The sequence below is a fragment of the Pseudoalteromonas haloplanktis ATCC 14393 genome (assembly GCF_000238355.1).
GTDB lineage: Bacteria > Pseudomonadota > Gammaproteobacteria > Enterobacterales > Alteromonadaceae > Pseudoalteromonas > Pseudoalteromonas haloplanktis.
The window spans coordinates 135,849-160,186 of record NZ_AHCA01000009.1; the positions used below are offsets into that span (position 1 = coordinate 135,849).

Annotated in this window: 20 protein-coding genes; 7 read left to right on the top strand and 13 right to left on the bottom strand. The window is 41.3% G+C overall.

The annotated features are described in order from the left end of the window. Window positions 1-3: 3 nt before the first annotated feature. The 6 genes from aroK to PHAL_RS0116500 form a co-directional block, all read right to left on the bottom strand. Entirely contained in the window at window positions 4-522 is a 519-nt protein-coding gene (aroK, locus tag PHAL_RS0116475; protein ID WP_016709531.1) for a shikimate kinase AroK, read from the bottom strand. A gap of 184 nt (window positions 523-706) precedes the next feature. Beyond that, the gene (locus PHAL_RS0116480) at window positions 707-2,791 is read right to left on the bottom strand and encodes a type IV pilus secretin PilQ (RefSeq protein WP_016709532.1); all 2,085 of its coding nucleotides are present in this window, start codon (window positions 2,789-2,791) and stop codon (window positions 707-709) included. After that, window positions 2,778-3,314 carry a pilus assembly protein PilP gene (locus PHAL_RS0116485; protein WP_016709533.1) on the bottom strand — a complete coding sequence of 179 codons (537 nt, stop codon included), beginning with the start codon at window positions 3,312-3,314 and terminating at the stop codon, window positions 2,778-2,780. The genes PHAL_RS0116480 and PHAL_RS0116485 overlap by 14 nt, the downstream gene beginning before the upstream one ends. Beyond that, window positions 3,311-3,931, bottom strand: coding sequence for a type IV pilus inner membrane component PilO (locus PHAL_RS0116490; protein WP_016709534.1), 621 nt, complete (start codon window positions 3,929-3,931; stop codon window positions 3,311-3,313). Before PHAL_RS0116490 ends, PHAL_RS0116485 begins: the two co-directional genes overlap by 4 nt. Then, on the bottom strand, window positions 3,928-4,494 hold the full coding sequence (locus PHAL_RS0116495; RefSeq protein WP_016709535.1) for a PilN domain-containing protein: 567 nt from the start codon (window positions 4,492-4,494) through the stop codon (window positions 3,928-3,930). Before PHAL_RS0116495 ends, PHAL_RS0116490 begins: the two co-directional genes overlap by 4 nt. After that, on the bottom strand, window positions 4,482-5,561 hold the full coding sequence (locus PHAL_RS0116500) for a pilus assembly protein PilM (protein ID WP_016709536.1): 1,080 nt from the start codon (window positions 5,559-5,561) through the stop codon (window positions 4,482-4,484). The genes PHAL_RS0116495 and PHAL_RS0116500 overlap by 13 nt, the downstream gene beginning before the upstream one ends. Before the next feature lie 132 nt (window positions 5,562-5,693). On the opposite strand from PHAL_RS0116500, the gene PHAL_RS0116505 reads away from it, so the two are divergent. After that, window positions 5,694-8,195, top strand: coding sequence for a penicillin-binding protein 1A (locus PHAL_RS0116505; protein ID WP_016709537.1), 2,502 nt, complete (start codon window positions 5,694-5,696; stop codon window positions 8,193-8,195). 71 nt (window positions 8,196-8,266) lie between these two features. Here the strand turns inward: PHAL_RS0116505 and metL are convergent, their stop codons facing one another. After that, window positions 8,267-10,612, bottom strand: a complete 2,346-nt coding sequence (gene metL / locus PHAL_RS0116510; RefSeq protein ID WP_016709538.1) for a bifunctional aspartate kinase/homoserine dehydrogenase II — start codon at window positions 10,610-10,612, stop codon at window positions 8,267-8,269. 5 nt (window positions 10,613-10,617) lie between these two features. Beyond that, entirely contained in the window at window positions 10,618-11,877 is a 1,260-nt protein-coding gene (gene metB / locus PHAL_RS0116515; protein WP_016709539.1) for a cystathionine gamma-synthase, read from the bottom strand. A 234-nt stretch (window positions 11,878-12,111) separates the two neighbouring features. Here metB and metJ point away from each other — a divergent pair, with 234 nt between their 5' ends. After that, entirely contained in the window at window positions 12,112-12,432 is a 321-nt protein-coding gene (metJ, locus tag PHAL_RS0116520; RefSeq protein ID WP_016709540.1) for a met regulon transcriptional regulator MetJ, read from the top strand. Between the two features lie 81 nt (window positions 12,433-12,513). Here metJ and PHAL_RS0116525 read toward each other — a convergent pair whose 3' ends face one another. Together PHAL_RS0116525 and rpmE are read right to left on the bottom strand one after the other, a co-directional pair. After that, a complete protein-coding gene (locus PHAL_RS0116525; protein ID WP_016709541.1) occupies window positions 12,514-13,755 on the bottom strand; it encodes a malic enzyme-like NAD(P)-binding protein in 1,242 nt (413 codons plus the stop codon). Window positions 13,756-14,329: 574 nt separating this feature from the next. Next, window positions 14,330-14,542: a 50S ribosomal protein L31 gene (rpmE, locus tag PHAL_RS0116530; RefSeq protein ID WP_016709542.1), complete on the bottom strand. Its 213-nt coding sequence runs from the start codon at window positions 14,540-14,542 to the stop codon at window positions 14,330-14,332. Window positions 14,543-14,775: 233 nt separating this feature from the next. On the opposite strand from rpmE, the gene priA reads away from it, so the two are divergent. The 5 genes from priA to PHAL_RS0116560 all read left to right on the top strand — a co-directional run bounded on the left by priA (window position 14,776) and on the right by PHAL_RS0116560 (window position 19,903). Continuing rightward, window positions 14,776-16,962, top strand: coding sequence for a primosomal protein N' (priA, locus tag PHAL_RS0116540; protein WP_016709543.1), 2,187 nt, complete (start codon window positions 14,776-14,778; stop codon window positions 16,960-16,962). A gap of 20 nt (window positions 16,963-16,982) precedes the next feature. Continuing rightward, a complete protein-coding gene (locus tag PHAL_RS0116545; RefSeq protein ID WP_016709544.1) occupies window positions 16,983-17,507 on the top strand; it encodes an SPOR domain-containing protein in 525 nt (174 codons plus the stop codon). Window positions 17,508-17,587: 80 nt separating this feature from the next. Then, window positions 17,588-18,106: an ATP-dependent protease subunit HslV gene (hslV, locus tag PHAL_RS0116550; RefSeq protein ID WP_016709545.1), complete on the top strand. Its 519-nt coding sequence runs from the start codon at window positions 17,588-17,590 to the stop codon at window positions 18,104-18,106. An 11-nt stretch (window positions 18,107-18,117) separates the two neighbouring features. Beyond that, entirely contained in the window at window positions 18,118-19,446 is a 1,329-nt protein-coding gene (hslU, locus tag PHAL_RS0116555; protein ID WP_016709546.1) for an HslU--HslV peptidase ATPase subunit, read from the top strand. 82 nt (window positions 19,447-19,528) lie between these two features. Further along, window positions 19,529-19,903, top strand: a complete 375-nt coding sequence (locus PHAL_RS0116560) for a gamma-butyrobetaine hydroxylase-like domain-containing protein (RefSeq protein WP_016709547.1) — start codon at window positions 19,529-19,531, stop codon at window positions 19,901-19,903. A gap of 290 nt (window positions 19,904-20,193) precedes the next feature. Here the strand turns inward: PHAL_RS0116560 and PHAL_RS0116565 are convergent, their stop codons facing one another. From PHAL_RS0116565 to PHAL_RS0116575, 3 genes are all read right to left on the bottom strand, one after another. Next, a complete protein-coding gene (locus tag PHAL_RS0116565; protein WP_237405630.1) occupies window positions 20,194-20,643 on the bottom strand; it encodes a hypothetical protein in 450 nt (149 codons plus the stop codon). Window positions 20,644-21,043: 400 nt separating this feature from the next. Next, complete coding sequence (locus PHAL_RS0116570; protein WP_016709549.1) at window positions 21,044-21,607, bottom strand: hypothetical protein; 564 nt, start codon at window positions 21,605-21,607, stop codon at window positions 21,044-21,046. Window positions 21,608-22,369: 762 nt separating this feature from the next. Continuing rightward, on the bottom strand, window positions 22,370-24,250 hold the full coding sequence (locus PHAL_RS0116575) for a methyl-accepting chemotaxis protein (RefSeq protein ID WP_016709550.1): 1,881 nt from the start codon (window positions 24,248-24,250) through the stop codon (window positions 22,370-22,372). Window positions 24,251-24,338 lie beyond the last annotated feature (88 nt).

Sequence of the window (24,338 nt, forward strand, 5' to 3'; positions counted from 1 at the left end):
TATTTAAAAATCTAATTTCTCAATGATTTGATTAGCAACAACTTTAGCGCTTTGCTCATCAGTGCGTACAGTAAAATCAGCCACTTCTTTATACAGCGGTTCGCGTTCTTCAGCTAAGCGCTCTAAAACATCACGAGGTGCTTCTTCTGTTTGCAGTAATGGGCGACGCTTGTCGCGCTGCGTACGTGCAACTTGCTTTTCGATTGGTGTCTCAAGGTATACCACGATACCACGAGCCGAAAGCTTATTTCGTACTTCTTTACTCATCACTGAGCCACCACCTGTTGCAAGTACAATACCTTGCATTTCAGTTAGGTCGCCAATGACAGATTCTTCACGAAGTCGAAAGCCTTCTTCACCTTCAAGATCAAACACCCAGGCAATATCAGCACCAGTGCGGCGTTCGATTTCTTGATCAGAATCGACGAATTCAAGGTGCAATTGGTCTGCAATGTGACGACCAATTGTGCTTTTGCCAGCCCCCATAGGGCCAACTAGAAATATATTACGTTTTTCAGCCATATCTTTTAGTACAAACGAACTCTAAAATTTGAAATAAAACCCCGCCTAACGACCTGGCCCCAAAATTAAGGAGGGGATTATCTCAGTAATTGATTGGGTATTTCAAGTCAATTAGAACAAAAAGCCAATTAACGAGCAATTAAAGTCAATAATTGCCCGTTGTGTAAGAATAAATCAGTGAAAATTACTCTATTTGGATTTTCGGAGTAACGAAAATCAGCAATTCCTTCTTTTCATTAAACTCACTTGTGCTTCTAAACAGCACTCCTAGGTAAGGAACATCACCTAATAATGGTACTTTTTTAACTGAGTTAATGATTTGCTGCTGGAATATACCACCAAGTACCACTGTTTGACCATTCTCAACCAAAACTTGGGTTTGAATTTCTTGGGTATCAATTGCAACAGCAGGTCCTGTTCCTGTTTGCACTGTATCACCTCGGGTATCTTGAGTAATGATCAAGTCCAGAATCACTTTATTATCTGGGGTAATATGCGGTGTAACTTCAAGACTTAACACAGCCTTTTTAAAGCTTACCGTGGTTGCCCCACTTGAAGCAGATTCAACGTACGGGATCTCAGTACCTTGCTCAATACGTGCTTTTTTCTGATTAGCGGTAGTGATCCGCGGACTCGCAATAATCTCACCGCGGTTTTCCTCTTCCAACGCCGTTAACTCTAAATCAAGTAACGTACCATTAGCTAACTTAGCAACGTGCATCCCAATGCTGCCAGCAGCCCCGGTAATTGGCAAGTTAACATTAAGGCGATCAGAAATACTTGGAATAGTGCCGTTAGAAATCGTGTTCGCGCCTTCTAGTGTCCCCGAGATACCATCAGTGCCTTGTTGATCGCTAAAGCCCCAACGTACACCGAGATCCTCTTTCACGTTGTCGCGTACAGTCACCATTCGTGCTTCAATAACAACTTGTCGTACTGCTATGTCTAGGGTCTCAACCATACGGCGCACACTTTCAATACTTTTTGCAGTATCTTTAATCAGTAAGGTATTGGTACGTCTATCAACTGACACGCTACCACGTACACTAATGATGCTGTTAGTATCTGTTTTTAGTAAATCAGCAAACTCTTCCGCTTTTGCATAATTCAAACGAATGTATTCACTGTAAAGCGGCTCTAAATCTTCAACTTGCTGCTTGGCTTTAAGCTCTTTAGCTTCACGAGCCGCCAGTTCCTCAGAAGGTGCCACCATTAAAATAGATCCATCCATGCGTTTATCAAGGCCTTTAACACGCAATACCACGTCAAGTGCTTGATCCCACGGCACACCGTCTAAACGCAAAGTGATGTTACCATTGACCGAGTCACTGGTTACTAAGTTAAAGTCGTTATAACCGGCAATGATCTGCAATACCGCACGAACAGAAATGTCTTGGAAGTTTAAGGTCATAGGGCGACCTTGGTACTCTTTGCCACCTTCTAGGTAAGAACGCTGTGAGTCATCTTTTTCAACTGTTAAAGTTAAAATATTTTCTATTTGCTGATAAGTAAATTTAAACGCGCTATTAGGGCTTATTACCACCCGACTCATATTCTCTTCTTTAAATGTCTCAATTGAACTCACTACTGTGCCAAAGTCGAGCACATCTAGTTCATACAATAAGTCATCTAAAATATCGGTATGGTGAAACTCAGCAATTATTTTCCCACCACTTTCATGCACATCAATCGCAGCTTGGGTATCTTGTAAAAATACTAATACTCGCGCTTCACCTTTTTCACCACGACGAAAATCAATCGACTGAATTGAATTTATATAATGACTCGCCTCAGCTTGAGTTGTGCTATTACCCGCTTGTGCTGTGAGTGGGTTATCAGATACATGTAATGAAACAAGGTTATTATTAACAGATGTTTGGTAAATTTTTAAACGCTCTAAGTGCACAGTAACGATTAAAGTACCATCCGTAGTCACACTACTCACATTTTCAATGCCAGCTTGATTAATTGCTACATCGGCCAAACCTTGCTCAACATCGGCTGCGTTAAAACGCATTTCAATGCGGGCAGGGTTATTGAAAACCTGAACCTTTGGCTCTGTCGTCAACTCTTCATCAAAGACTAGCTGTAACTGTGTTTCTCCAGCCATGAGTGGGTTATAACGAATGTCATACAGCAGCGGTGTCGCTATTGCTGATTGCGTGATAAAAAGGGCAATAACAACAAACAAAGCCTGTTGAATGCGATTACTCCACGATACTCCCTTATGCATTTTAATTTTACCTTTTTTATTTTCAACTAGTGCCATTGGAGCTCGCCTCTAACATTTCAAGCTTTGTCAGGCGCTCTTTCCAACAACCAGACCCATCGGGAATTAATTCTAACAATTCTATATAATCACTTTTTACTTGCTGTACAACGCCATGGTACAAACCAACATGATTGCCCACAGTGACTCGGTGCAAGGTGTCATCCGCTGCTTTTATTAATGCCCACGTTTGTCCATCCGATCCTAAGGTGCCCTTCATCGCTAAATTATCCAATGGATACTTTTCTAATACCTCGCGTGGACGTTCAGGATCAGGGTGTAAGCAATTTTTTACTTGGATCATGTTATTTTGAATAATTTCGGGTTGTGGCGCAACAAAAGGACTACGCAATTGCTGTGCATTGTATTCAAAATGTTCAAATTTTGTCAGTTTCGGAATTTCCTCAACTTTAGGCGTTGTACTGGCTTTTACTTGGTCAATAAACTCTTTTTGCTCAGAGGTGTCATCGTTACATGCACTGAGCAAAGCACTGCTGAGTAAAACAAAAGCTAATTTTTTCATTTTTTAGCTCCTACTTTCTTCACGCCGCCTTCATAGCGGTAAGTTTTAGCGACCACACTAAATGTCAACTTACCGGAATCCGAACTATTAATTGAAAAATCATGCAAGCTAACAATACGTGGCAATTGCGCTACTTTACCAACAAAATCACCAAACTCATGATAACTGCCTATCACTTCAATTTTGATCGGTAATTCAGTATAAAACTCTTTTTCAACTTCAGGTAACCAGCCAATTTTAAGAAAAGTTAGACCACTGGTGGTACCTACGTACGATAAATCATCGAGTAAGCCCGGCGTCTCATTAGAAGTGGGTAAGCGTTTTAGTAGTAAAGAGAATTTCTCTTCCATCTCAACCATCTGTTGGCGATAGATCTCTAAGTTACTGGCTACTGCATACTTTGCACGGTAGGTGCTGCGTAATTCAACTTCCTTACTAACCGCATTGTGGTAACTATCAATTTCATCTGAAACTAATAAGCTATAGCTAAAAAACAGCACTAATGCGGCAACAAAAGTACAGCAAATAACTTTAACTACAATTGGCCAATCACCAATATTCTCAAGCTCAATTTCGTTCCATTCAATCTCAGTTAATGCTTTGATATCAAGGTTCATTGCTTAACCTCGCCAATTTTATCAAACGCTTTTACATAAAATTCCATATTAAAATCACTTAATAAGCGTGACGATTTTTCCCCAGCAACAATACCTTGCATGGTGGGCTTTTCGAGCAAGTAAGAGTTTTGTACTTCACGAAGCATATTTGAAAGATGGTTGTTAGATTCACTTCGGCCGACCACATGTATCGCACTGCCACGGCGCTCTAACTTAGTTAAGTAAACACCAGTCGGTACTATTTTGGCTACTTCATCCATGATTTGGGTGCCCAAGTTACGGCTGCTTTGTAGTTCTTCAATTAAACGCATGCGTTGTTGTAGGTTTTCTTTCTTTTTATCTAATTCACGAATTTCGCTAATGCGGCGATCTAACTGGCTAATTTCAGCTGTAAGATAATTGTTTTTGATATTTTGCCCATCACGCAAGTTACCGTAATAAGTACTTAATAAATACATACTCATAAAACTACCAAGTACCACTAAAAACAAAATAGTGGCAAATTTAGTTTGTGATTGTTTTCGTTGCTGTTCACGCCACGGCAGTAGATTTATATGTGGCATGATGAAAAGCTCCTTAATGCCAAACCCGTCGCTATTGCAAATTGAGTACGGTGACGCTGTAACACATTGCGATCCACATGCGGGGAAATATCCATATTTGCAAACGGTTCTGCCACTATAGTGTGAATACCAAGCTCTTCAATTAGCAGCCTATCTAAACCATCTATCATCGCAGTACCGCCAGTAAGTACAATATAATCAATTTGATCTTTGCCACTCGTAGTTAAAAACATCTGCACTGCACGGCGTACTTGTTGTAACAATGACGTTTGAAACGGCGCCAGTACTTCAAAGGTATAATTAGGGGGTAAATCACCCGTTGTTTTACCAATCTCAGCTTCATCAAAGCTTTTATTATAATAGGCCACAATACTGTTAGTGTATTGGTCGCCACCAAATACTTGATCTCGGGTATAAATTGTTTCACCACCGAGGACCACACTAACCAACATCAGCACTGCGCCAATATCAACGACCGCCACACATTTGTTAAATGCGTCACTCGGTAATTGTTGATAATAAACATCCATAGTGCGGCTCAAAGCATAGCTTTCCACATCAACCACTTTCGCAGTTAAACCGGCTGACTCTAACGCACCTACGCGGGCTTCCACACTTTCAGTACGCGCTGCTGATAACAACACATTCATTTTTGATGGATCAGCTTCATTTGTACTTAATTTTTCAAAGTCTAGGCTAACTTCGTCTAACGGATAAGGAATAAGACTGTCTGCCTCAATGGCTATTTGCGACTCTAGTTCTGCATCAGTGAGCGTAACATCCATAAAAATCACTTTTGTGATCACCGTTTGCCCAGACACAGCAACCGCAGCAGACTTAATTGACTTAGGCAATTTACGTTTTAGCTTAGTAATAATATTACCAATTGCCTCAATATCTTGAATACTGCGCTCAGCCATAGTGCCTTTTGGCATAGGCTCTATTGCTAACGCCTCAAGCCGGTAGCCACTGTCCGTTTCATTCAGTAACACTGCTTTTATAGCATGTGAACCGATATCTATCCCTACCATCATCGATGAAGACTTACTCAATAGTTGACTTAGCATGTTTGCAACTTGGCCTTTGTTTTAAGAATAAACAAGTTATAATTTTTATATGAAAAAATACTATTCATTTTTTAATCAATATATACTAGCAGTCTCCGATTCTAATTGGGAGTCCATTTAGGGAAAATATAAGTGATTTTATTAAAACGAACTTTACAATTTTTTATCATTTGCACGTTTTTGGGGCTCATTACTTTAGTAAGCCTTTATTATTACGTTAAATCTGATATCCCCAGTGTGCAAGTTTTAAAAGACGTGCAATTACAAACTCCTATGCAAGTATTTTCTAAAGATGGTTTATTAATCAACCAGTTCGGTGAAAAACGCCGTATTCCAGTGACCATCGATGAGATACCGCAACCGCTTATAGATGCTATATTAGCCACTGAAGACAATCGTTTTTATGACCATATAGGCATAGATCCTATAGGTATTTTGCGTTCAGCGCTCGTATTAATTTCAACGGGAGAGAAAAAACAAGGCGCAAGTACTATTACCATGCAGCTAGCCCGTAACTTTTTCTTAACACGAGAAAAAGCCTACATTCGTAAGGTCAAAGAAATTTTTATCGCACTGCATATTGAAAATTTACTCAGCAAAGATGAAATACTTGCTTTATACCTAAATAAAATAGAATTAGGTAATCGCGCTTTCGGCATCGGCGCCGCAGCACAAGTCTATTACGGGAAAAACCTAAACGAATTAAATTTAGCGCAAATGGCGATGATAGCTGGCTTACCTAAAGCGCCGTCGGCATTAAACCCAATTAGAAACCCAATCCGTGCCAAAGCGCGACGTAATGTAGTATTGGGTCGTATGCTAGATGAAAAATATATCTCTAGAGCCGAGTATGATGAAGCTACCAACGCTCCTATTACTGCTAAGTTTCATGGGGCTGAAATCGAGCTGTATGCACCTTATATCTCAGAAATGGTACGCGCTGAAATGGTGGCCCGATACGGCTACGAACGAGCTTATAATACCGGCTTTAAGGTTTTTACCAGTGTTGAATCTGACGTACAGGCAGCGGCACAAACTGCCCTCGTCAATAACTTGCATGCGTATGATATGCGCCATGGCTACCGCGGCCCTGAGCAACAGTTATGGGATTTTGAAACACAAACCGCTTTAAGCCATAGCGACATTTTAGAAAAGCTAAGGCCAGTAAAAGAAATCGGCCCATTATTAGCTGCCGCCGTGCTTGAAGTGAGCGAGCAAAGCGCAACTGTCTTATTAAAAAATGGCGAGCAAGCTACTCTTGATTGGAACAACCTGAAATGGGCGCGCAAATATATCACTCGCTATCGCCAAGGGTTTCCACCAAAAACTGCTGGCGACATACTCAATCCAGGCGAGCAAATACTGTTGCGTAAAAATGACGATGGCAGCTATCTACTTAGCCAATTGCCTGAAGCATCCAGTGCATTAGTTTCATTAGATCCTAACGATGGTCGTATTAAAGCAATTGTCGGCGGCTATAGTTTTGAGCAAAGTCAATATAACCGTGCCGTACAAGCGAAGCGTCAAGTGGGCTCTAATATTAAGCCATTTATTTACTCTGCGGCGCTAAACAATGGGTATACCTTAGCCTCTATTTTAAATGATGCACCAATCAATCAATGGGATAAAAGCTTAGGCGTGGCATGGCGTCCAAAAAATAGCCCAGCAGTTTACAATGGTCCGATCCGTATTCGTCGCGCATTGGCACAGTCGAAAAACGTTATTTCGGTGCGCTTATTGCGTGGCGTTGGCTTACACCGCACCGCTGATCACTTATTAAAGTTTGGCTTTCAAGATAGCGATATTAATCGAAGTGAATCATTAGCACTCGGTAGTGCGTCAATTACACCGCTTGAGCTTGCTCGTGGTATGAGTGCATTTGCCAATGGCGGCCACTTGATCACCCCGTATTTCATTAATGAAATTCAAGATTCAGCAGGTAATGTATTATTTAAAACAGCACCACTGTTAGCTTGTGATCCTGTGATACCTCAGGTAACTAATGAACAATTTGAGTTAACAACTGAGCCTCAAAGCAGCCAAGAAGCATCGATGACTCATTGTGCACCACGTATTATCTCGAAACAAAATGCATTTTTAATTGCTGATGCAATGCACAGCGCAATATGGGGTGGTGGTAGCTGGGCACATAAAACCGGCTGGAGTGGTACTGGCTGGCGTGCGCAAGCGCTGGATCGTCGTGACCTTTCAGGCAAAACAGGGACTACCAATGACTCTGTTGATACCTGGTTTAGTGGCTTTAACCGCAATGTGATGACCTCAGTTTGGGTAGGCTTTGATAACCCAGGTAACCCACTTGGCCGTTCAACCTATAATAACAACATGGATAAAAACCAAATATCTGGTGCTGAATCTGGTGCCAAAACAGCGCAGCCAGCTTGGGTTGATTTTATGCGTGTTGCCCTCGACGGTAAACCTGAAGCGCCGATTGAGCCACCAGAAGGACTCGTGTCGGTAAGAATCGATTTAGCAACCGGTTTACTGAGTCAAAAAAATGATTACACCAGTCGCTTTGAATACTTTGAAAAAGGCACCTCGCCAACCAAGTATGTAATGCAACATGTGGAAAATGTCTTTGAAGAAGAAACTAAAACAGAAGAAGAGCTGTTTTAATCGTCGCAATATAAAATCGCAACTACGTAAAAAAGCGCCGACTGGCGCTTTTTTATCATTGATGATCTCGATTATTTTAGATTTTGTATTAACCAATATAAATCAGAATGTACGCCCGCGGCGGTTACTTCTTTTCCCGCACCTGGGCCTTGGATCACCAAGGCATTATCACTATACCACTGGCTGTTGATCACAAAAATATTGTCGCCAGGGGTCAAGTTAGCTAAGGCATCCCCTTGAGTTGCGTATGCCAATCCCACTTTAGCGGTCACTTTACCATCAGCAATGGTTAACGCACCGGTATAACGCAGTACTTTATTTTCTTTGCCTGCCGCAGCGGCTTTTTCAGCAATAAAGTCATCTAACAACTGCTTATTATCAAGAAAAGACTGCCAGTCACCATGGGCTAATTGCTCAGGCATTAATGGCGTTAAAGCAATGTCGTCTAGCTCCAACGTTAAACCTAGCTCACGAGCTAAAATTAATAGCTTACGCTGCATATCTCGCCCTGATAAGTCTTCACGAGGATCAGGCTCGGTGTATCCCATTTGTTGCGCTTGTAACACTAAATCTGAAAACGCCACACTGCCGTCGTAACTGCTGCACAACCACGAAAGCGTGCCCGAGAATACCCCTTCAATGTGGGTAATGCTATCACCACTGTTTTGTAGATCAGCAAGTGCAAAGTTAATTGGTAAACCAGCACCAACGCTGGTGTTATAGCGCCATAACAAATTACGCTCAGCTAAATTACGGCGTAAGTTTTGATACCAATCATTATTGGCCGTGCCGGCGTATTTATTAGCGCTGATCAAATGACAATCTAAATTTACAAACGCAGGATATAACTCACTAAATGCTTCACTGGCGGTAATATCAATCACCACTTTATGTTCGTAATCAAGTTCACTAATACGCGTTAATAAGTCATCCTGTTGATAATCAATCGCTTCGTTTTGCCACTGTGATTGCCACTGCTCTAGCGCAATACCACTTGGGCTAAACAACATTGCCCGTGAGCGTAACAAACCAACCAGTTTAACGCTAAAATGGTGTTGCAAACGATTCAGTTGCTGACTCAGTTGCTCAATAAACACTTCGCCAACATTGCCTAATCCCGCCACAATAATAGCCAGCTCCTGACCTTTGTTGATCAATTTATCGTGCAATAAGGTTAATACGTCACTATCAATTGATTGATCGGTTAACAACAAAATATAGTCTGCATCTTGGTGGCTAAAACGTGGCGTTAAGCTTTGCTCAGTAAGCACTTGAGTTGCTTGTTCAAATAGTTGCGCCACATCATTACTTGGCGCGACAACGGCGCAACCATGTAAATTAGATTCAATAATATTAGCGCGACCTTGCAAATGACTGACCACTTGATGAGTAGCGCTAGCTGGCACCAATAAATAGGTATCTCCATTTTCTATAAAGTGATGCAAACTATGTTGAATAAGTTGACTTAATTCACCAATTTCTCCACCACGTAACTGATCAATGCGCAGTAAATCAATATTTTCTAAAGTAGTAATAAAACGCTTCGCTTTACTGTAGCCTTCTTTAACAATTTCCGTGGCACTGGCTTCTGTTTCATAGCTGCTACGGACCACTAATTTAATATCAGTATTTTTTAATGGCGAAAGTGTTTTCGCATGTAATACAGGGTTGCCTAAACGGGCGAGCAGGTTAGCTTGGCCACGACATACCTTTGAGTACTTAATCGCTTTTTTAACTTTACGCGGATCAGTACTAAAAACCCCTTGGGTGTCGGTCCAAATTGACACTTGTTGAGCATTACAATAACTCCCCAATAAAGTTGCACTGTAATCACTGCCATTACGCCCAAGTGTTACCGTATTTGCTTGGCAATCGGCGGCAATAAAGCCTGTAACCACATTAATGCTATTGGCCGAAATTAACTGCGCACACGCTTGTTGATTTTTTTGATGTAATAATTGCCCATCATTTAAGGTAAATAATTGCCGTGCATCCACATCATTTGCAGCAAGGCCAAGTTGCTGCAAATAGGTTGCTAATAACCGTGCCGACCATATTTCACCATGAGCAAGTAATGCAGCTTCCTGTAAGCTTTGCTGTTGCGCTTGTTGTGCTATTAAGGCCAACTCTTGCTCAAGCATATTTAATGCAGCATATCGCGCTGTAGGGCTTAGTAATTGCTCAATCAATGTACGTTGGTGATTATCAAGTTGTAGTAAAATATCACTAACCGCTTGCTGATCACCTTGTTGGTAGCTTTGCCACAGTTTAACTAACGTATTGGTGGTTTTTCCTGCGGCAGAAACCACCACACAGTCACCCGCCTCAGTATGCGCTAAAATAATATTAGCAACGGCCTGATAACGCTCTGCCGAACTTAAACTAGAACCACCAAATTTATGAACTATATTTACCATTTCTATTACCACAAAGCCGTATGTGCTGGAGTCAGCTTAAATGAGCTTGATTGCTCTTGATCTTGTTGTTGAGAAACCGATGTTGCAGCCGTTGTGTGCTGACCTTGCCCAGGTTTCACCTTATTAAATACGCGTTCTAAATCAGCAACCAAATCTTTGGCATCTTCAATACCAACCGAAATACGGATCAGCGTATCGCCTACGCCAGCGGCTAACCGTGCAGTCGCTTCCATTCCTGCATGGGTCATGGTTGCAGGATGACAAATTAAACTCTCTACGCCACCGAGCGATTCCGCCAAACTGAACTCTTCTAGGCTAGTTAGAAATGCCGCTGCATCATTAATATCACCTTTAATATCAAAGCTTACCATACCACCAAAGCCACGTTGTTGCTGTTTTGCCAACTCATGTTGCGGGTGAGACTCAAGACCTGGGTAATAGACTTGGCTCACGTAAGGTGAGTTTTCTAAATACTCGGCAATAATAAAGGCATTCTCTTGGTGCTGGCGCAAACGAACATTTAAAGTACGCAGGCCACGTAAAGTTAAGTAGCTATCAAACGGCGCCCCTGTAATACCAATATTATTTGCCCACCAAGCAAGCTCATCGCCAAGCTCTTGGGTTGCTGCAATCACAGCACCGCCTACAACATCAGAGTGACCATTGATATATTTAGTCGTCGAATGCACCACAATATCAACACCAAACTCAATTGGGTTTTGTAATGCTGGTGATAAAAAGGTGTTATCTGCGCCAACTAATGCGCCACACTGCTTCGCAATTGTGGTGATCGCTTTAATATCTGTTAAGCGTAAAATTGGATTGCTTGGCGTTTCAATCCAAATAAGCTTTGGTTTTATCTCAAGAATTTTTTGATGGTTTTCAGATTTAGTTAAATCTAAAACTACTAACTTTAATAAGCCACGCTTTTCAAGTGAAGTAAATAAGCGATAACTGCCACCATAACAATCATGTGGGATCACTAGGGTATCATCGCTACTCAGTAGTTGTGTAGCCAAATGCACTGCAGCCATACCTGTTGCAGTGATTATACCCTTTGCACCGCCTTCAAGCTTTGCTAGGGTTTCAGCTAAAATGTCACGATTTGGATTACCGCTGCGGCCGTAATCATATTGACGCTTGGTATCAAAATCGGCAAATGAGTAGGTGGTCGATAAATGAATGGGAGGCACAACAGCACCGTGATGTTTATCTGCATCAATGCCATTACGCACTGCAATGGTCGCTTTATTCTTTTGACTCATAACGTCACCTACAATTAAATGGATGTTTAGACGTCCAAAAGGTTAGAGGATCGGATTTAAGAAGTCAAAGCATTTATGCTGTTTTAGGTGCAAGTACGGCAGTAAAAACATTTATGTTGCTAGATGGCTAAATAACTAGTATTTGACTATCTTATTTAAAACGATAGAATTTCGGCATCTTTGTGCGCAAAAGGCCGCGCAAACAATTAACAACCTGAGGCAACGACACATCCTATGGCTAAATGGAATGGTGAGTATATTCACCCATACGCAGAACACGGGAAAAAATCAGAACAAGTTAAAAAGATCACCGTTTCGATCCCGCTTAATGTATTAAAAGTTTTAACTGATGAGCGTACTCGCCGTCAAATTAATAACCTTCGTCACGCAACCAATAGCGAACTACTTTGTGAAGCGTTTTTACATGCGTTTACTGGCCAACCATTGCCAAACGATGAAGACTTACGTAAAGATAATCCAGAGAAAGTACCTGAAGAAGTGAAGAAAATCATGCTTGAAATGGGCTTAGAAGTGCCTGTACTCAACGAAGATTAAAAATAATATACTTCAGGAATTAAATACAAAAAAACCTCAGCGACTTAACGGTACTGAGGTTTTTTTATTGTATGTTCCGATCTAAGCCATATAATTTTCAGGCATATCAATACGTGCGACACCAGAATCAATAGCCGCCTGCGCGACCGCTTTAGCGATACGCGGTAATAAACGCGGATCCATTGGTTTTGGAATGATGTACTCAGGGCCAAACTCAAGCTTATCAACACCTGCGGCTTTTAATACTTCTACAGGGACTGGCTCTTTAGCAATGCTACGAATAGCATCAACCGCCGCAATTTTCATTTCATCATTTATTTTGCTAGCGCGTACATCTAGTGCACCACGAAAAATAAATGGGAAACACAATACGTTGTTTACTTGATTTGGATAATCAGAGCGACCCGTCGCCATAATTAAATCATTGCGAGCGCTGTGAGCAAGCTCAGGTGATATTTCTGGATCTGGGTTTGAGCAAGCAAATACCACAGGTTTATCAGCCATCAATTTAAGATCTTCTGGCGCTAATAGATTTGGCCCAGACACCCCAACAAACACGTCAGCATCTGCAATCACATCTTGCAAGGTACGTTTATCAGTATTGTTAGCAAATAGCTGCTTATATTCGTTTAAGTCATCACGACGAGTATGAATAACCCCTTTACGATCGAGCATATAAATATGTTCGCGCAATGCACCACACTTAATGAGTAGCTCCATGCAGGCAACTGCTGCGGCCCCTGCACCTAAACACACGATAATCGCATCTTCAATATCTTTACCTTGCACTTCTAACGCATTAATCATACCTGCTGCGGTCACAATCGCGGTACCGTGTTGATCATCATGAAATACTGGGATGCTACAACGTTCAATTAATGCTTTTTCGATTTCAAAACACTCAGGCGCTTTGATATCTTCTAAGTTGATACCACCAAACGTATCGGCAATATTAGCAACGGTATTGATAAAGTCTTCTGTGGTGTTGTGCTTTACTTCAATATCAATCGAATCAAGGCCAGCAAAACGTTTAAATAATAACGCTTTCCCTTCCATAACGGGTTTCGACGCCAATGGCCCTAAGTTACCTAAACCTAAGATGGCAGTACCGTTAGTGATAACCGCAACCATATTGCCTTTACCCGTGTATTTATAGGCATTAGCAGGATCAGCAGCGATTTCACGTACAGGTTCAGCAACACCAGGGCTATATGCTAAAGCGAGCTCTTGGACTGTTTCAGCCGGCTTAGTAAGCTCGATACTGATCTTTCCTGGAACGGGGTGCGAATGGTAATGTAAAGCTTGTTCACGAAAATCTGACATAACGCGATTTTATCCTGCAAGTAAATTAAGTTGAAAGTGAGAGTAAGCAGTTCTTATAGGGAACGACACCTATTAAGGAACGATACCTATATTATAATTTAATTCAAGCAATATCAGGTCTATCCTGTTATATGCTATATCCGTTAATTTTATGCGTTTTGTCGGCAAATTTTGCAAAATACCTGTTTTTTTTGCCTAAAAAATAATTATAAAGCATCAAAATACCTAACTAAAAATGCTTATTAAGTGAGTATTGAAAGCAAAAATCAGCAATAACAGCTATAGCGTTAAAAATTCAGAAGTTAGCAACATTTAGCTGCATAAACTTTAATTTTATCGGTAAAAGCATCCAAAGTTACATTTTAACAGTAGATTCAATATAAAGAATTAATCACTATTTGTCTGTTATTTGCTCGCTATACTGGATATAAAAGTGGGAAATAGTCACAACATAATGAATCTGAGGAGGCGACCTAAATAAGCAAAGCTTAAAGGCTAAGTGACCGCTGTTTTTATAAACCACAGGCATAAAAAAAAGCACCCTAGGGTGCTTTTTCCGACAAAACAACAATAATTACTTGCTGCTAAGTGAACCGAAACGCTTGTTGAAGCGATCAACACGGCCACCAGTGTCTAAAACTTTTTGCTTACCAGTGTAAAACGGGTGACACGCAGAACATACGTCTAAGTGAATGTCTTTACACAGTGTTGAACTAGTTTCGAATTTATTTCCGCATGAACAAGTTGCTGAAATTACTTCGTACTTAGGGTGAATACCTTCTTTCATAGAAACCTCTAGTTAAGGCCGCATCGCTCTCCAAACCCGAAGTCTGGTACCATACGTCGTTAAAACAAATTATTTAGGACGCGTATTCTATGCAACAACCCCGCTTGCTACAAGCTTTAAATAGCGTTTTTGCTAATAAAACAACCAAAAACTTTAAAGCAAAGATTAGCTGCTAGGTTTTTAGCTGTAATTTTAGTACATTAACTTCCTTGCTAGTTACTGTTTGGGTTGTTATGAGTTTTGTTGAAGTTGCTATAAAAGTTCCGTTGCAGCGCACTTTTGATTATCGCATCCCAGCGCAGCTTAGCGGTTTATTAACACCGCCTCAGGTGGGCGCCCGTGTTATGGTACCGTTTGGCAATCAACGTAAAGTTGCGGTGGTATTGGCTTTAAAAAACCACAGTGACGTGCCCGCAGACAAACTCAAAGACATGTTTGAAGTCATTGACGATGAACCGATTCTTTCGCCACAACATCTCGAATTATTGCGTTTCACCGCCCGTTACTACTGCTACCCATTAGGCGAAACCATTCATATTGCTTTACCTAGTGCCCTACGCCAAGGGTTATGCCCAGATAAAAGCAGTATCAATATGGTGACACTGACCGATAAAGGCGCCAAGCTGCCGTCTTTAAAAGCTAAAAGCCAATTAAGCTTACTGAAACAATTAGCTGAATCAGGTAAATCGTCTTTAACAGAACTAAAAGCACTGGGATTTAATAAAAAAACCATCGACAGCTTACTTGCTAAAGAACTGATCAGCCAAACTATTGAGCACGATAATCAATGGCAACAACAAATACCCACAGTGGGCACTAAGCCCACACTAAATAAAGAGCAAGCCGTCGCCTGCAGTACAATTAATCAAGCTAAAGGGTTTAATAGCTTTTTACTCGAAGGCGTAACCGGCAGTGGTAAAACCGAAGTTTATTTACAATGCCTTGAAGATGTTTTAAAACGTGGTGAACAAGCATTAGTACTGGTGCCTGAAATTGGTCTGACACCACAAACTGTGAATCGTTTTCGTCGTCGCTTTCCTGATACTCCTATTATGTTATGGCATTCAGCACTGACCGATAACGAGCGCTTACAAACATGGCGTTTTTGTGAAAAAGCCAGCTGTGCCATAGTGATTGGTACCCGCTCGAGTATTTTTTTGCCGTTTTTAAAACTCGGTATGATCATCGTGGATGAGGAGCACGACAGCTCTTTTAAACAACAAGATACCCTGCGTTATCATGCTCGTGACCTTGCGGCCTATCGCGCTTTTCAACATAAGATCCCACTCATTTTAGGCTCAGCAACCCCAGCACTTGAAACCTTACATAAAGCGCTGAACAATAAATATCAGTTATTAAGCTTAACGCAACGCGCACAAACCAGTACCGATAACCAGTTTCAATTACTGGATATGAAAGGCCAACCTGATCAAGCAGGTATAGCACATGGAAGCCTGGGAATGATTCGCCAGCATTTAAAGCGCGGCAAACAAGTGATGGTATTTTTAAATCGCCGTGGTTTTTCGCCAACCTTGATCTGCCATGAATGTGGCTGGCTTAGTGAATGTACACGTTGTAGTACCAGTGCAACGTTCCATAAAGCGATTGGACAAATGATTTGCCACCATTGCGGTGAGCAAGAACGCGTGCCACACCAGTGCCCTGACTGCGGCAGTACGCAAATATTTCCAAATGGAAAAGGCACGGAGCAAATAGAAGAATTTTTAGCAAGTGAATTTCCTGACACGCCAATTAGCCGGATCGACCGTGATTCAACGCGCCGTAAAGGCAGCTTAGAAAAAGCCTTAGACGACATAAACCAAGGTGGCGCACGTATTTTGGTTGGCACCCAAATGCTGGCTAAAGGCCATCACTTTCCTGATGTTAGTCTTGTACTGATACTCGACGTAGATGGTGGCTTGTATTCCTGTGATTTTCGCGCCACTGAGCATTTAGCACAACTGGTTACGCAAGTTGCAGGACGTGCTGGTCGCAGTGGCGAACCTGGGCAGGTTTTATTACAAACGCATTTTCCTGAACATCCGCTATTACAAGACTTAGTCAACAATGGTTACCAAGATTTTGCCCGCTTTGCATTACAGGAGCGTGATGACGCACAATTACCTCCCATTACTAATATGGCAATTGTGCGCGCTGAAGGACACAACATAAAGCAAGTGGTCGATTTTTTAACGGATTTAGTTCCAGTTCAGAGTCTAACTGGTATACAATTGCTGGGTCCGATCCCTGCACCACTCGAGCGAATTGCAGGGAAATATCGTTTTCAATTACATATTCAAGCGCTCGAACGCCCTCTATTACACCAATATCTCGCGCAAATGGTCGACTATTTAAGTACCAGTAAATTAGCGCAAAAGGTGCGATGGAGCTTAGATGTAGATCCTATAGATATGATTTAAGGTTAGAAGTCCACATAACCATGGCACAACATGATTTTATAAATAAAAAACCAAATAACCGTAAAAAACAGCCGCCACCAAAAAAACCATTCCCGGTTTTATTGCTGCTTGTGGTTGTATTGTTAGTTGCGAGTTTTAGCTTTGGTTTATGGTATGTAAAAACCAATGCCGATCCAAAATTAGTTGAGCAACAAGCAAACCCAGTACCGGCAACAGTAAAAGAACAACTAGCAAAGCCGCGTCCGCCAGAATTTATTAAAGAAATCAAAGAACATGAGATTCAAGTTGAAGTAAGAGAAATTGAACAAAAAGGCCCCTATGTAATGCAGTGCGGCTCGTTCAGAACCCATGCCCAAGCCGAAACTCTCAAAGCAAAAATAGCATTTGCCGGACTCATCGCCGAAATTAGAGAAACAACGGGCACTAATGGGGTTTGGTATAAAGTACGCTTAGGCCCTTACAAAACCAAACGTTTAGCCGAAAGTGATAAAAATAAACTCAAGCGCAGCAAAATAACTGGCTGTGGAATTTGGAATTGGACTTGATTTTAACCCATTAACCCATATTAACTCATCATCAATCGTTTTTAACGAGCTGCCCCTGCGGCTCGATGATGAGGAATAACATGACCACTATTGTAAGTGTACGTCGCGGCGATAAAGTCGTTATTGGTGGCGATGGCCAAGTTTCGCTTGGTAACACCGTAATGAAGGGCAATGCCCGCAAAGTTCGACGCCTTTATAATGGCAAAGTGATCGCCGGTTTCGCTGGCGGCACTGCTGATGCCTTCACCCTATTCGAACGTTTTGAAAGCAAACTTGAAATGCATCAAGGCAACTTGACCAAAGCCGCTGTTGAAATGGCCAAAGATTGGCGCAGCGATCGCGCCTTACGAAAGTTAGAAGCCCTACTCGCAGTGGCCGATTCCACCGCATCTTTGATCATCACCGGTAACGGGGATGTTGTGCAACCTGAAAACGACCTAATTGCCATCGGTAGTGGTGGTAATTTTGCGCAATCAGCGGCAACAGCTCTACTTGAAAATACCGATCTAAGCGCCCGCGACATCGTTGAAAAAAGCCTCACCATCGCAGGCAATATTTGTGTCTTCACAAATAACTTCCAAACCATCGAAGAATTGTAATAGGAACTGCTATGTCTGATATGACTCCCAGAGAAATCGTTCATGAACTTGATCAACATATTATTGGTCAAGCAAAAGCTAAAAAAGCAGTGGCTATTGCACTTCGTAACCGCTGGCGCCGCATGCAACTTAATGAAGATCTTCGCACAGAAGTAACACCAAAGAACATATTGATGATCGGCCCAACGGGTGTAGGTAAAACTGAAATTGCTCGTCGCTTAGCAAAACTTGCTAACGCCCCTTTCATTAAAGTAGAAGCAACAAAGTTCACCGAAGTAGGCTATGTTGGTAAAGAAGTTGAAACCATCATTCGTGACTTAGTTGACGTGTCAATTAAAATGACTCGCGAACAGCAGACTAAGAAGTTCAAACATCGCGCTGAAGAAGCCGCAGAAGAACGCATTTTAGACGCCCTATTGCCACCAGCCAAAGATTCTTTTGGCGAAAGCAAACGCGAAGACGGCTCATCTACACGCCAAGTATTCCGTAAGAAGCTACGTGAAGGGCAACTAGATGACAAAGAAATTGACATTGATTTAGCCCAAGCACAACCAAATGTTGAGATCATGGCACCACCGGGTATGGAAGAAATGACCAACCAGCTGCAAAGCATGTTCCAAAATATGTCTGGTGACAAACGCAGTAAGCGCAAAGTAAAAATCAAAGAAGCCTTCAAACTATTAGTTGAAGAAGAAGCTGCAAAATTAGTAAACCCTGAAGAGCTAAAAGAGCAAGCCATCTTCGCTGCTGAACAAAACGGCATTGTGTTTATCGATGAGATAGACAAAATCTGTAAGCGCGGTGAATCATCAGGCCCAGACGTAAGCCGTGAAGGCGTACAACGTGATTTACTCCCATTAATCGAAGGATCAACGGTTAGCACTAAACACGGTATGGTAAAAACCGACCATATGTTGTTTATTGCCTCTGGTGCATTCCAAATGGCAAAACCATCAGACATGATCCCAGAACTACAAGGCCGCCTACCTATTCGTGTAGAGCTTGAAGCGCTCACGGCTGATGACTTTAAACGCATCCTTACAGAGCCACATGCTTCATTAACTGAGCAACAACATGCGCTTCTTAAAACAGAGCAAGTAAGTGTTGAATTTAGCGACGATGCCATTGAACGCATTGCAAAAGCAGCATGGCAAGTAAATGAGAAAACCGAAAACATCGGTGCTCGTCGCCTGCATACTGTGATGGAAAAACTAATGGAAGAGATTTCATTTGACGCCTCAGAGCAAGCAGGTAGCAATATCGTAATTGATGCAAGTTATGTAGAGAAGCACCTAGGCGCATTAGTTGAAGATGAAGACCTAAGCCGCTTTATTCTTTAATTTTAAAACTAGGATCTAGGGCCTAGGTTCTAGGTTCTAGGTTCTAGGTTCTAGGTTTTAGGTTAATCACAAAGGTATAACAATGAAGCAAGTGATCAAGGTACATCATCATACCGTTAGTAAAACCCTTGATGTTTATTTTGACGATGACAGCCATTGCACCTTTAGCTGTGAGTTCTTACGTGTTCATTCACCGTCCGCCGAAGTACAAGGCCACGGTAACGAACCGATGAAATTAGTCCTTAATAAGCAATCAGTAAATATTAAACACATTGAACCCGTCGGCCACTACGCACTGCGTTTAGACTTTAATGATGGCCACAACAGCGGCTTATTCAGCTGGGCATACTTCACCCACCTACAAGCCCAACATGATGAGCTATGGCAAACCTACCAACAACGTCTCAAAGAGCATAATGCCAATAAAGACAGCGTACCGATCAAGTTTGTACCTTAAAGAAGCTTTAAGCGATAAGCGGTAAGTTTTAAGCTGCTCGGCGTTAAAGTTGATTATGTGATTGTGGTTGAGTGTAGTGAAGATAATCAGAAGGCGCTAGGTAACTAGGTTCTTGGTTTTAATAAGCCCTAAATAGTCTGAATAAGTTTGATATTAATGAGCTTCAATCAAAGCTGATATTCGAGTTTGTAATTTAATATCAATTAGTTAACGCCAAAACAATCAAAGGTATCCGTTAACTAAAATAAGTGCCAAAGGAGCAAGAACCAACTGTTTCTGTCCTTTTTTAATTACTTTGTTAGCTTTACGATTTTTATGATTTTGTTTTCTTTGCTTATTGGTAAGTAGCTAACTTCTAAACAACTACCATTTTTTACAACTTTACCAGGTAACTCTTTTTCATAGAAAAAAGGTGTTTTTGTGTAACTATTAAATGAAAACTCAACCCCATCAACTTCGAATGTAGCTCTTTGCCTCTTAACCTTGTCTAACCTATAGTTTTGAATACAGCCTGATACAACTGAAAAATCTCCCGCATCGATCTGCTTTTTAATCTCGCTGTCTCGCTTCAACTCTGAGTATGTTACAAACAATCCGATGATAAAAATGAACCCGATAATTGTTAAAAGCCAATTGCGAGAAATATTTACTAAACTCGTTGCAAGGTCAGAAACAGCCGAAAACCTGATCAAAATACTAAACAAAAATAAAACGGGGAACACCCACAAAAAGTAATCCACGCTGGGCTCTATATTAATTTCAAAATAAGGACTCAAAATTTACCTAGTACTATAAATAACGAGCCTGTAGATTAACTCGTTTTTAATTTATTGTTGATGGTTCACCATAGCCGAGTTGCTATTTTGATTCAATAAAAAAGCTGTCGTCGCTCCATTGTGCTGTCTATTTTGATCTTTATTTGAATTAACTAACGGTGGATTTAGATCACTGAATCCGTCATAGAATAAGAATGTGCCGCTGGAGGCAATGACTACTTAGCTTCATAAGATTTCAGTGTCATTGAGAGGTATTTGGATCAATATTCATTACGGGAGGTAGACCGCCCACAGCACTTCCAGTCAATAAAAAGCACATAATGGGTTATGTGGGGACTGGAGATAGATACATCCGGCTACTCGATTATATATATTTAACACCTGAAATACTTGCGATGAAAGTGTTTAAATTATCTTGTAACCTTTTATATGAGTTAAGCGACTCTAAGTAAGCTTGAGTATGGCCTATTGCATCATAGTTTACTGCGTCGGTAATTTGGTCATTTCTTTTTTTCGCAAGTTCAATACTATCGATTAACTCTTTACTCATTAATGTACGATATACATTAATCGCATACTCTTGGTTATCTTTAAAGTTCTCGTAAACATCTTCTTTAGGCTTTCTTGAACGAGGCAATTCATTAAATTCATTACACTCTAATTCTAAGTAATATTCAGAAGCTTCAATAACTAAAGAAAGAGAGTGAGCTAAATCTAAAAGTATGTCTTTATTTATTTCCCAAACCCGATCTTTTCTTTGTTTCCTGACAGAGTCAAAATGAATTGCAGTTGCAACAACGGTTGCTAGTGCAATCACAATATTTGTTACCAGAGCCATATCGAAATTTATGGTAGAAACCAGTATTAGAGTTAGAAAAATAAAAGAAATAAAGCAACCTAAAATAGCCCCAATAATGAATTTGAACACGAATCCTCCTAAGCACATAACGAGCCTGTAGAGTAACTCGTCTTTATTTTTATTGATGCATCAACCATAGCCGAGTTGCTATTTTGATTCAATCGCTTAGTAACATTAGTGTTAGATTATCGATTATTTAAACATGCCAATGCTAAGCGCTACGTTTCCCTCATTTACTTCTCATTCTCTTCTCTTTGTGCAAAAGATCTTTAACTGAATTATTCACAAAGAGGTTGAGAGACACTGCGCTTTAGAGGAAAAACCGAAGTTTAGAGGTTAGGTAACTAGAGCCTGAGATTGGCGTAGGTCGTGCTTTAGCGCGTCAATTCCAATAGTTAATGATTCTCGCCATAAATGACGACCTACAATGGTGCTAGGTGTATACCCGCAGCTCGTTGCTCGACCCCCGCGGCTTGTTATCCCCTTCCCTTTGTGCAAAAGATCTTTAACTGAATTATTCAACTAGAGCCTGAGATTGGCGTAGGTCGTGCTTTAGCGCGTCAATTCCAATAGTTAATTGATTCTCGCCATAAATGACGACCTACAATGGTGCTAGGTATATACCCACAGCTCGTTGCTCGAACCCCGCGGCTTGTTATCCCCTTCCCTTTGTACAAAAGATCTTTAACTGAATTACTCACAAAGAGGTTAAGAGACGCTGCGCTCATTTAATGATCCAAACAAAAAAGCCATAACTTTCAAACAACTCAGGCTGCTTAAAACTTATGGCTTAGCGCTTAAAACTGACAGCTGACAGCTGACAGCTGACAGCTACACCTTAAACTTATCTATTGCTTTATAAAGTACTCTTGCTTGCTCTGACACTTCTTCGCTGGTTTGTGCGTTAGTGGCGGCGTGGCCGGAGGCGTCTTCGGCAATATCGCGAATACGTACTACGTTTTTATTTACCTCTGAAGCAACTTGGCTTTGCTCCTCAATTGCGGCGGCAATGTGAGTGCTCATTTCCATAATCGTTTGTACATCTTCGGTAATTGAGCCTAACAGTTCACCGGCTTTAGTTGCTTGCGCTGCGCTTTCGCCGCCTTGATTTCTACAGTGCTGCATTATACTTACCACTTCTTGAGTGCGCCCTTGCAAGATAGAAATAATGCTTTCAATCTCTTTTGTTGACTCTTGCGTGCGCTGGGCAAGCGAGCGAACTTCATCGGCCACCACTGCGAAGCCGCGTCCTTGCTCGCCAGCTCGTGCGGCTTCAATTGCAGCGTTTAGGGCTAGTAAGTTTGTTTGCTCGGCAATAGCGCGAATAACGTCAAGTACTGAACCAATTGTTTCGCCGTCTTTTTCGAGCTGCGATACAACCGCTGAGGCATCACCTAGCGAATCAGACAGTTGATTTATTTGTTTAACCGTTGCTTCAACTTCTTGGCGGCCTTGTTGCGCGCTTTGGTTAGTTGATTCAGCTTTTTTAGCTGCGGCTTCAGTATTATGAGAAATATCCTGAATAGTCGCCTGCATTTCAGTGGCAGCCGTTGCTACCATGTCGGCTTCATGTAACTGCTCTTGCATACCTGAGCTGGTAGCGGCGGTAGTTTCCGATAGATGGTCGGTCGCTATATTTAGCGTGGTTAAAGCGGTATTCACCTCATAAATTAGCTTTTTAAAATCACCCACTAAGCTATTAAAGTCAATGGTCATAGTGGTTACTTCGTCTTTACCTGTGTGCTCTATAGAAAGACGTAAATCATTGTTACGGCGAATATCATTAATAGCATGATAAACCCGCTCAATAGGCACTATAATCGAGCGACTTGTGAAGTACACTAAAAGCATCACTAACAAGCTTGCGATAATAAAAATTATGATCGCCGTCATTTGTGCTTGGGCGGCTGTAGATTCCACTTGCTTTTTAGTTGCTGCGGTAATTTGTGTCACCACGTCATCACTTTTTTTCACACTCGTACGCATTTTACCCAGCGCACCGGAATCTAAATCTAAACCTAGCGCAACTTGTGCATCAACTAATGCTTTGAACTTGCTACTATAGCTGGTGAGTAGACTGAGCAATTCAGACTGCTGATTGGTTGCTAAGTCTTCGTTGCGGATCTGCCTTGCCAGCTGAGCAACCCCCTCTTCAAAACGGTCTAGGTATTTCAGGTCAAAGCGCAACATAAAGTCTTTTTCTGAGCGTCTAAGCTGTAACATTAGGCTTAATAAGTGGTAGTTATTTTGCTTATCGAGCAAAGCTTCCATTTGATGGACGGCATCTCGTAGTTCACCATAAAGTGCATCTGTTGGGTGTAAACCTATTTTCTTTTGCAATTTAACAACGTGCTGAAAATCTTCATTATACTGCTCAGCAAGAGTGGCAAATTGCTCTACCTGTGCCGTGGCGATATCCAGCTCTTGGGAGAGCTCTGTTAACATACTAATTTTATATTTTAGTTGCTCATATTCTTGTGCAAATAACTCTAAACTGCTTTCTTGCTTATAAAACAAAAAGTCTTTTTCGTACTTACGCATAGAAAGCTCATGGATATCGAGTTCTTCTGCATATTGAATCGTTTCATTTAGTTTTAACATTATGCGTGCTTCATAAATAATGACGCACAGCATAACTACCATCGCAAGACCAACTACGAGTGCATTGACTTGTAAACGACGTTTAATAGTCAAATTTTGGAGTAAACCCATTAACAACAGCCTTTAAAGTTATTCATTGTAAATAGTATAGTTAAATAACGGAAAGTTAGCTTACATTATTGCTCTATTTACAAGATGT

What these genes read in the sequence shown, in the direction of transcription:
- aroK (WP_016709531.1), bottom strand. Translation starts at nt 522, where the DNA reads ATGGCTGAAAAACGTAATATATTTCTAGTTGGCCCTATGGGGGCTGGC.
- PHAL_RS0116480 (WP_016709532.1), bottom strand. Translation starts at nt 2,791, where the DNA reads ATGGCACTAGTTGAAAATAAAAAAGGTAAAATTAAAATGCATAAGGGA.
- PHAL_RS0116485 (WP_016709533.1), bottom strand. Translation starts at nt 3,314, where the DNA reads ATGAAAAAATTAGCTTTTGTTTTACTCAGCAGTGCTTTGCTCAGTGCA.
- PHAL_RS0116490 (WP_016709534.1), bottom strand. Translation starts at nt 3,931, where the DNA reads ATGAACCTTGATATCAAAGCATTAACTGAGATTGAATGGAACGAAATT.
- PHAL_RS0116495 (WP_016709535.1), bottom strand. Translation starts at nt 4,494, where the DNA reads ATGCCACATATAAATCTACTGCCGTGGCGTGAACAGCAACGAAAACAA.
- PHAL_RS0116500 (WP_016709536.1), bottom strand. Translation starts at nt 5,561, where the DNA reads ATGCTAAGTCAACTATTGAGTAAGTCTTCATCGATGATGGTAGGGATA.
- metL (WP_016709538.1), bottom strand. Translation starts at nt 10,612, where the DNA reads ATGGTAAATATAGTTCATAAATTTGGTGGTTCTAGTTTAAGTTCGGCA.
- metB (WP_016709539.1), bottom strand. Translation starts at nt 11,877, where the DNA reads ATGAGTCAAAAGAATAAAGCGACCATTGCAGTGCGTAATGGCATTGAT.
- metJ (WP_016709540.1), top strand. Translation starts at nt 12,112, where the DNA reads ATGGCTAAATGGAATGGTGAGTATATTCACCCATACGCAGAACACGGG.
- PHAL_RS0116525 (WP_016709541.1), bottom strand. Translation starts at nt 13,755, where the DNA reads ATGTCAGATTTTCGTGAACAAGCTTTACATTACCATTCGCACCCCGTT.
- rpmE (WP_016709542.1), bottom strand. Translation starts at nt 14,542, where the DNA reads ATGAAAGAAGGTATTCACCCTAAGTACGAAGTAATTTCAGCAACTTGT.
- priA (WP_016709543.1), top strand. Translation starts at nt 14,776, where the DNA reads ATGAGTTTTGTTGAAGTTGCTATAAAAGTTCCGTTGCAGCGCACTTTT.
- PHAL_RS0116545 (WP_016709544.1), top strand. Translation starts at nt 16,983, where the DNA reads ATGGCACAACATGATTTTATAAATAAAAAACCAAATAACCGTAAAAAA.
- hslV (WP_016709545.1), top strand. Translation starts at nt 17,588, where the DNA reads ATGACCACTATTGTAAGTGTACGTCGCGGCGATAAAGTCGTTATTGGT.
- hslU (WP_016709546.1), top strand. Translation starts at nt 18,118, where the DNA reads ATGTCTGATATGACTCCCAGAGAAATCGTTCATGAACTTGATCAACAT.
- PHAL_RS0116560 (WP_016709547.1), top strand. Translation starts at nt 19,529, where the DNA reads ATGAAGCAAGTGATCAAGGTACATCATCATACCGTTAGTAAAACCCTT.
- PHAL_RS0116575 (WP_016709550.1), bottom strand. Translation starts at nt 24,250, where the DNA reads ATGGGTTTACTCCAAAATTTGACTATTAAACGTCGTTTACAAGTCAAT.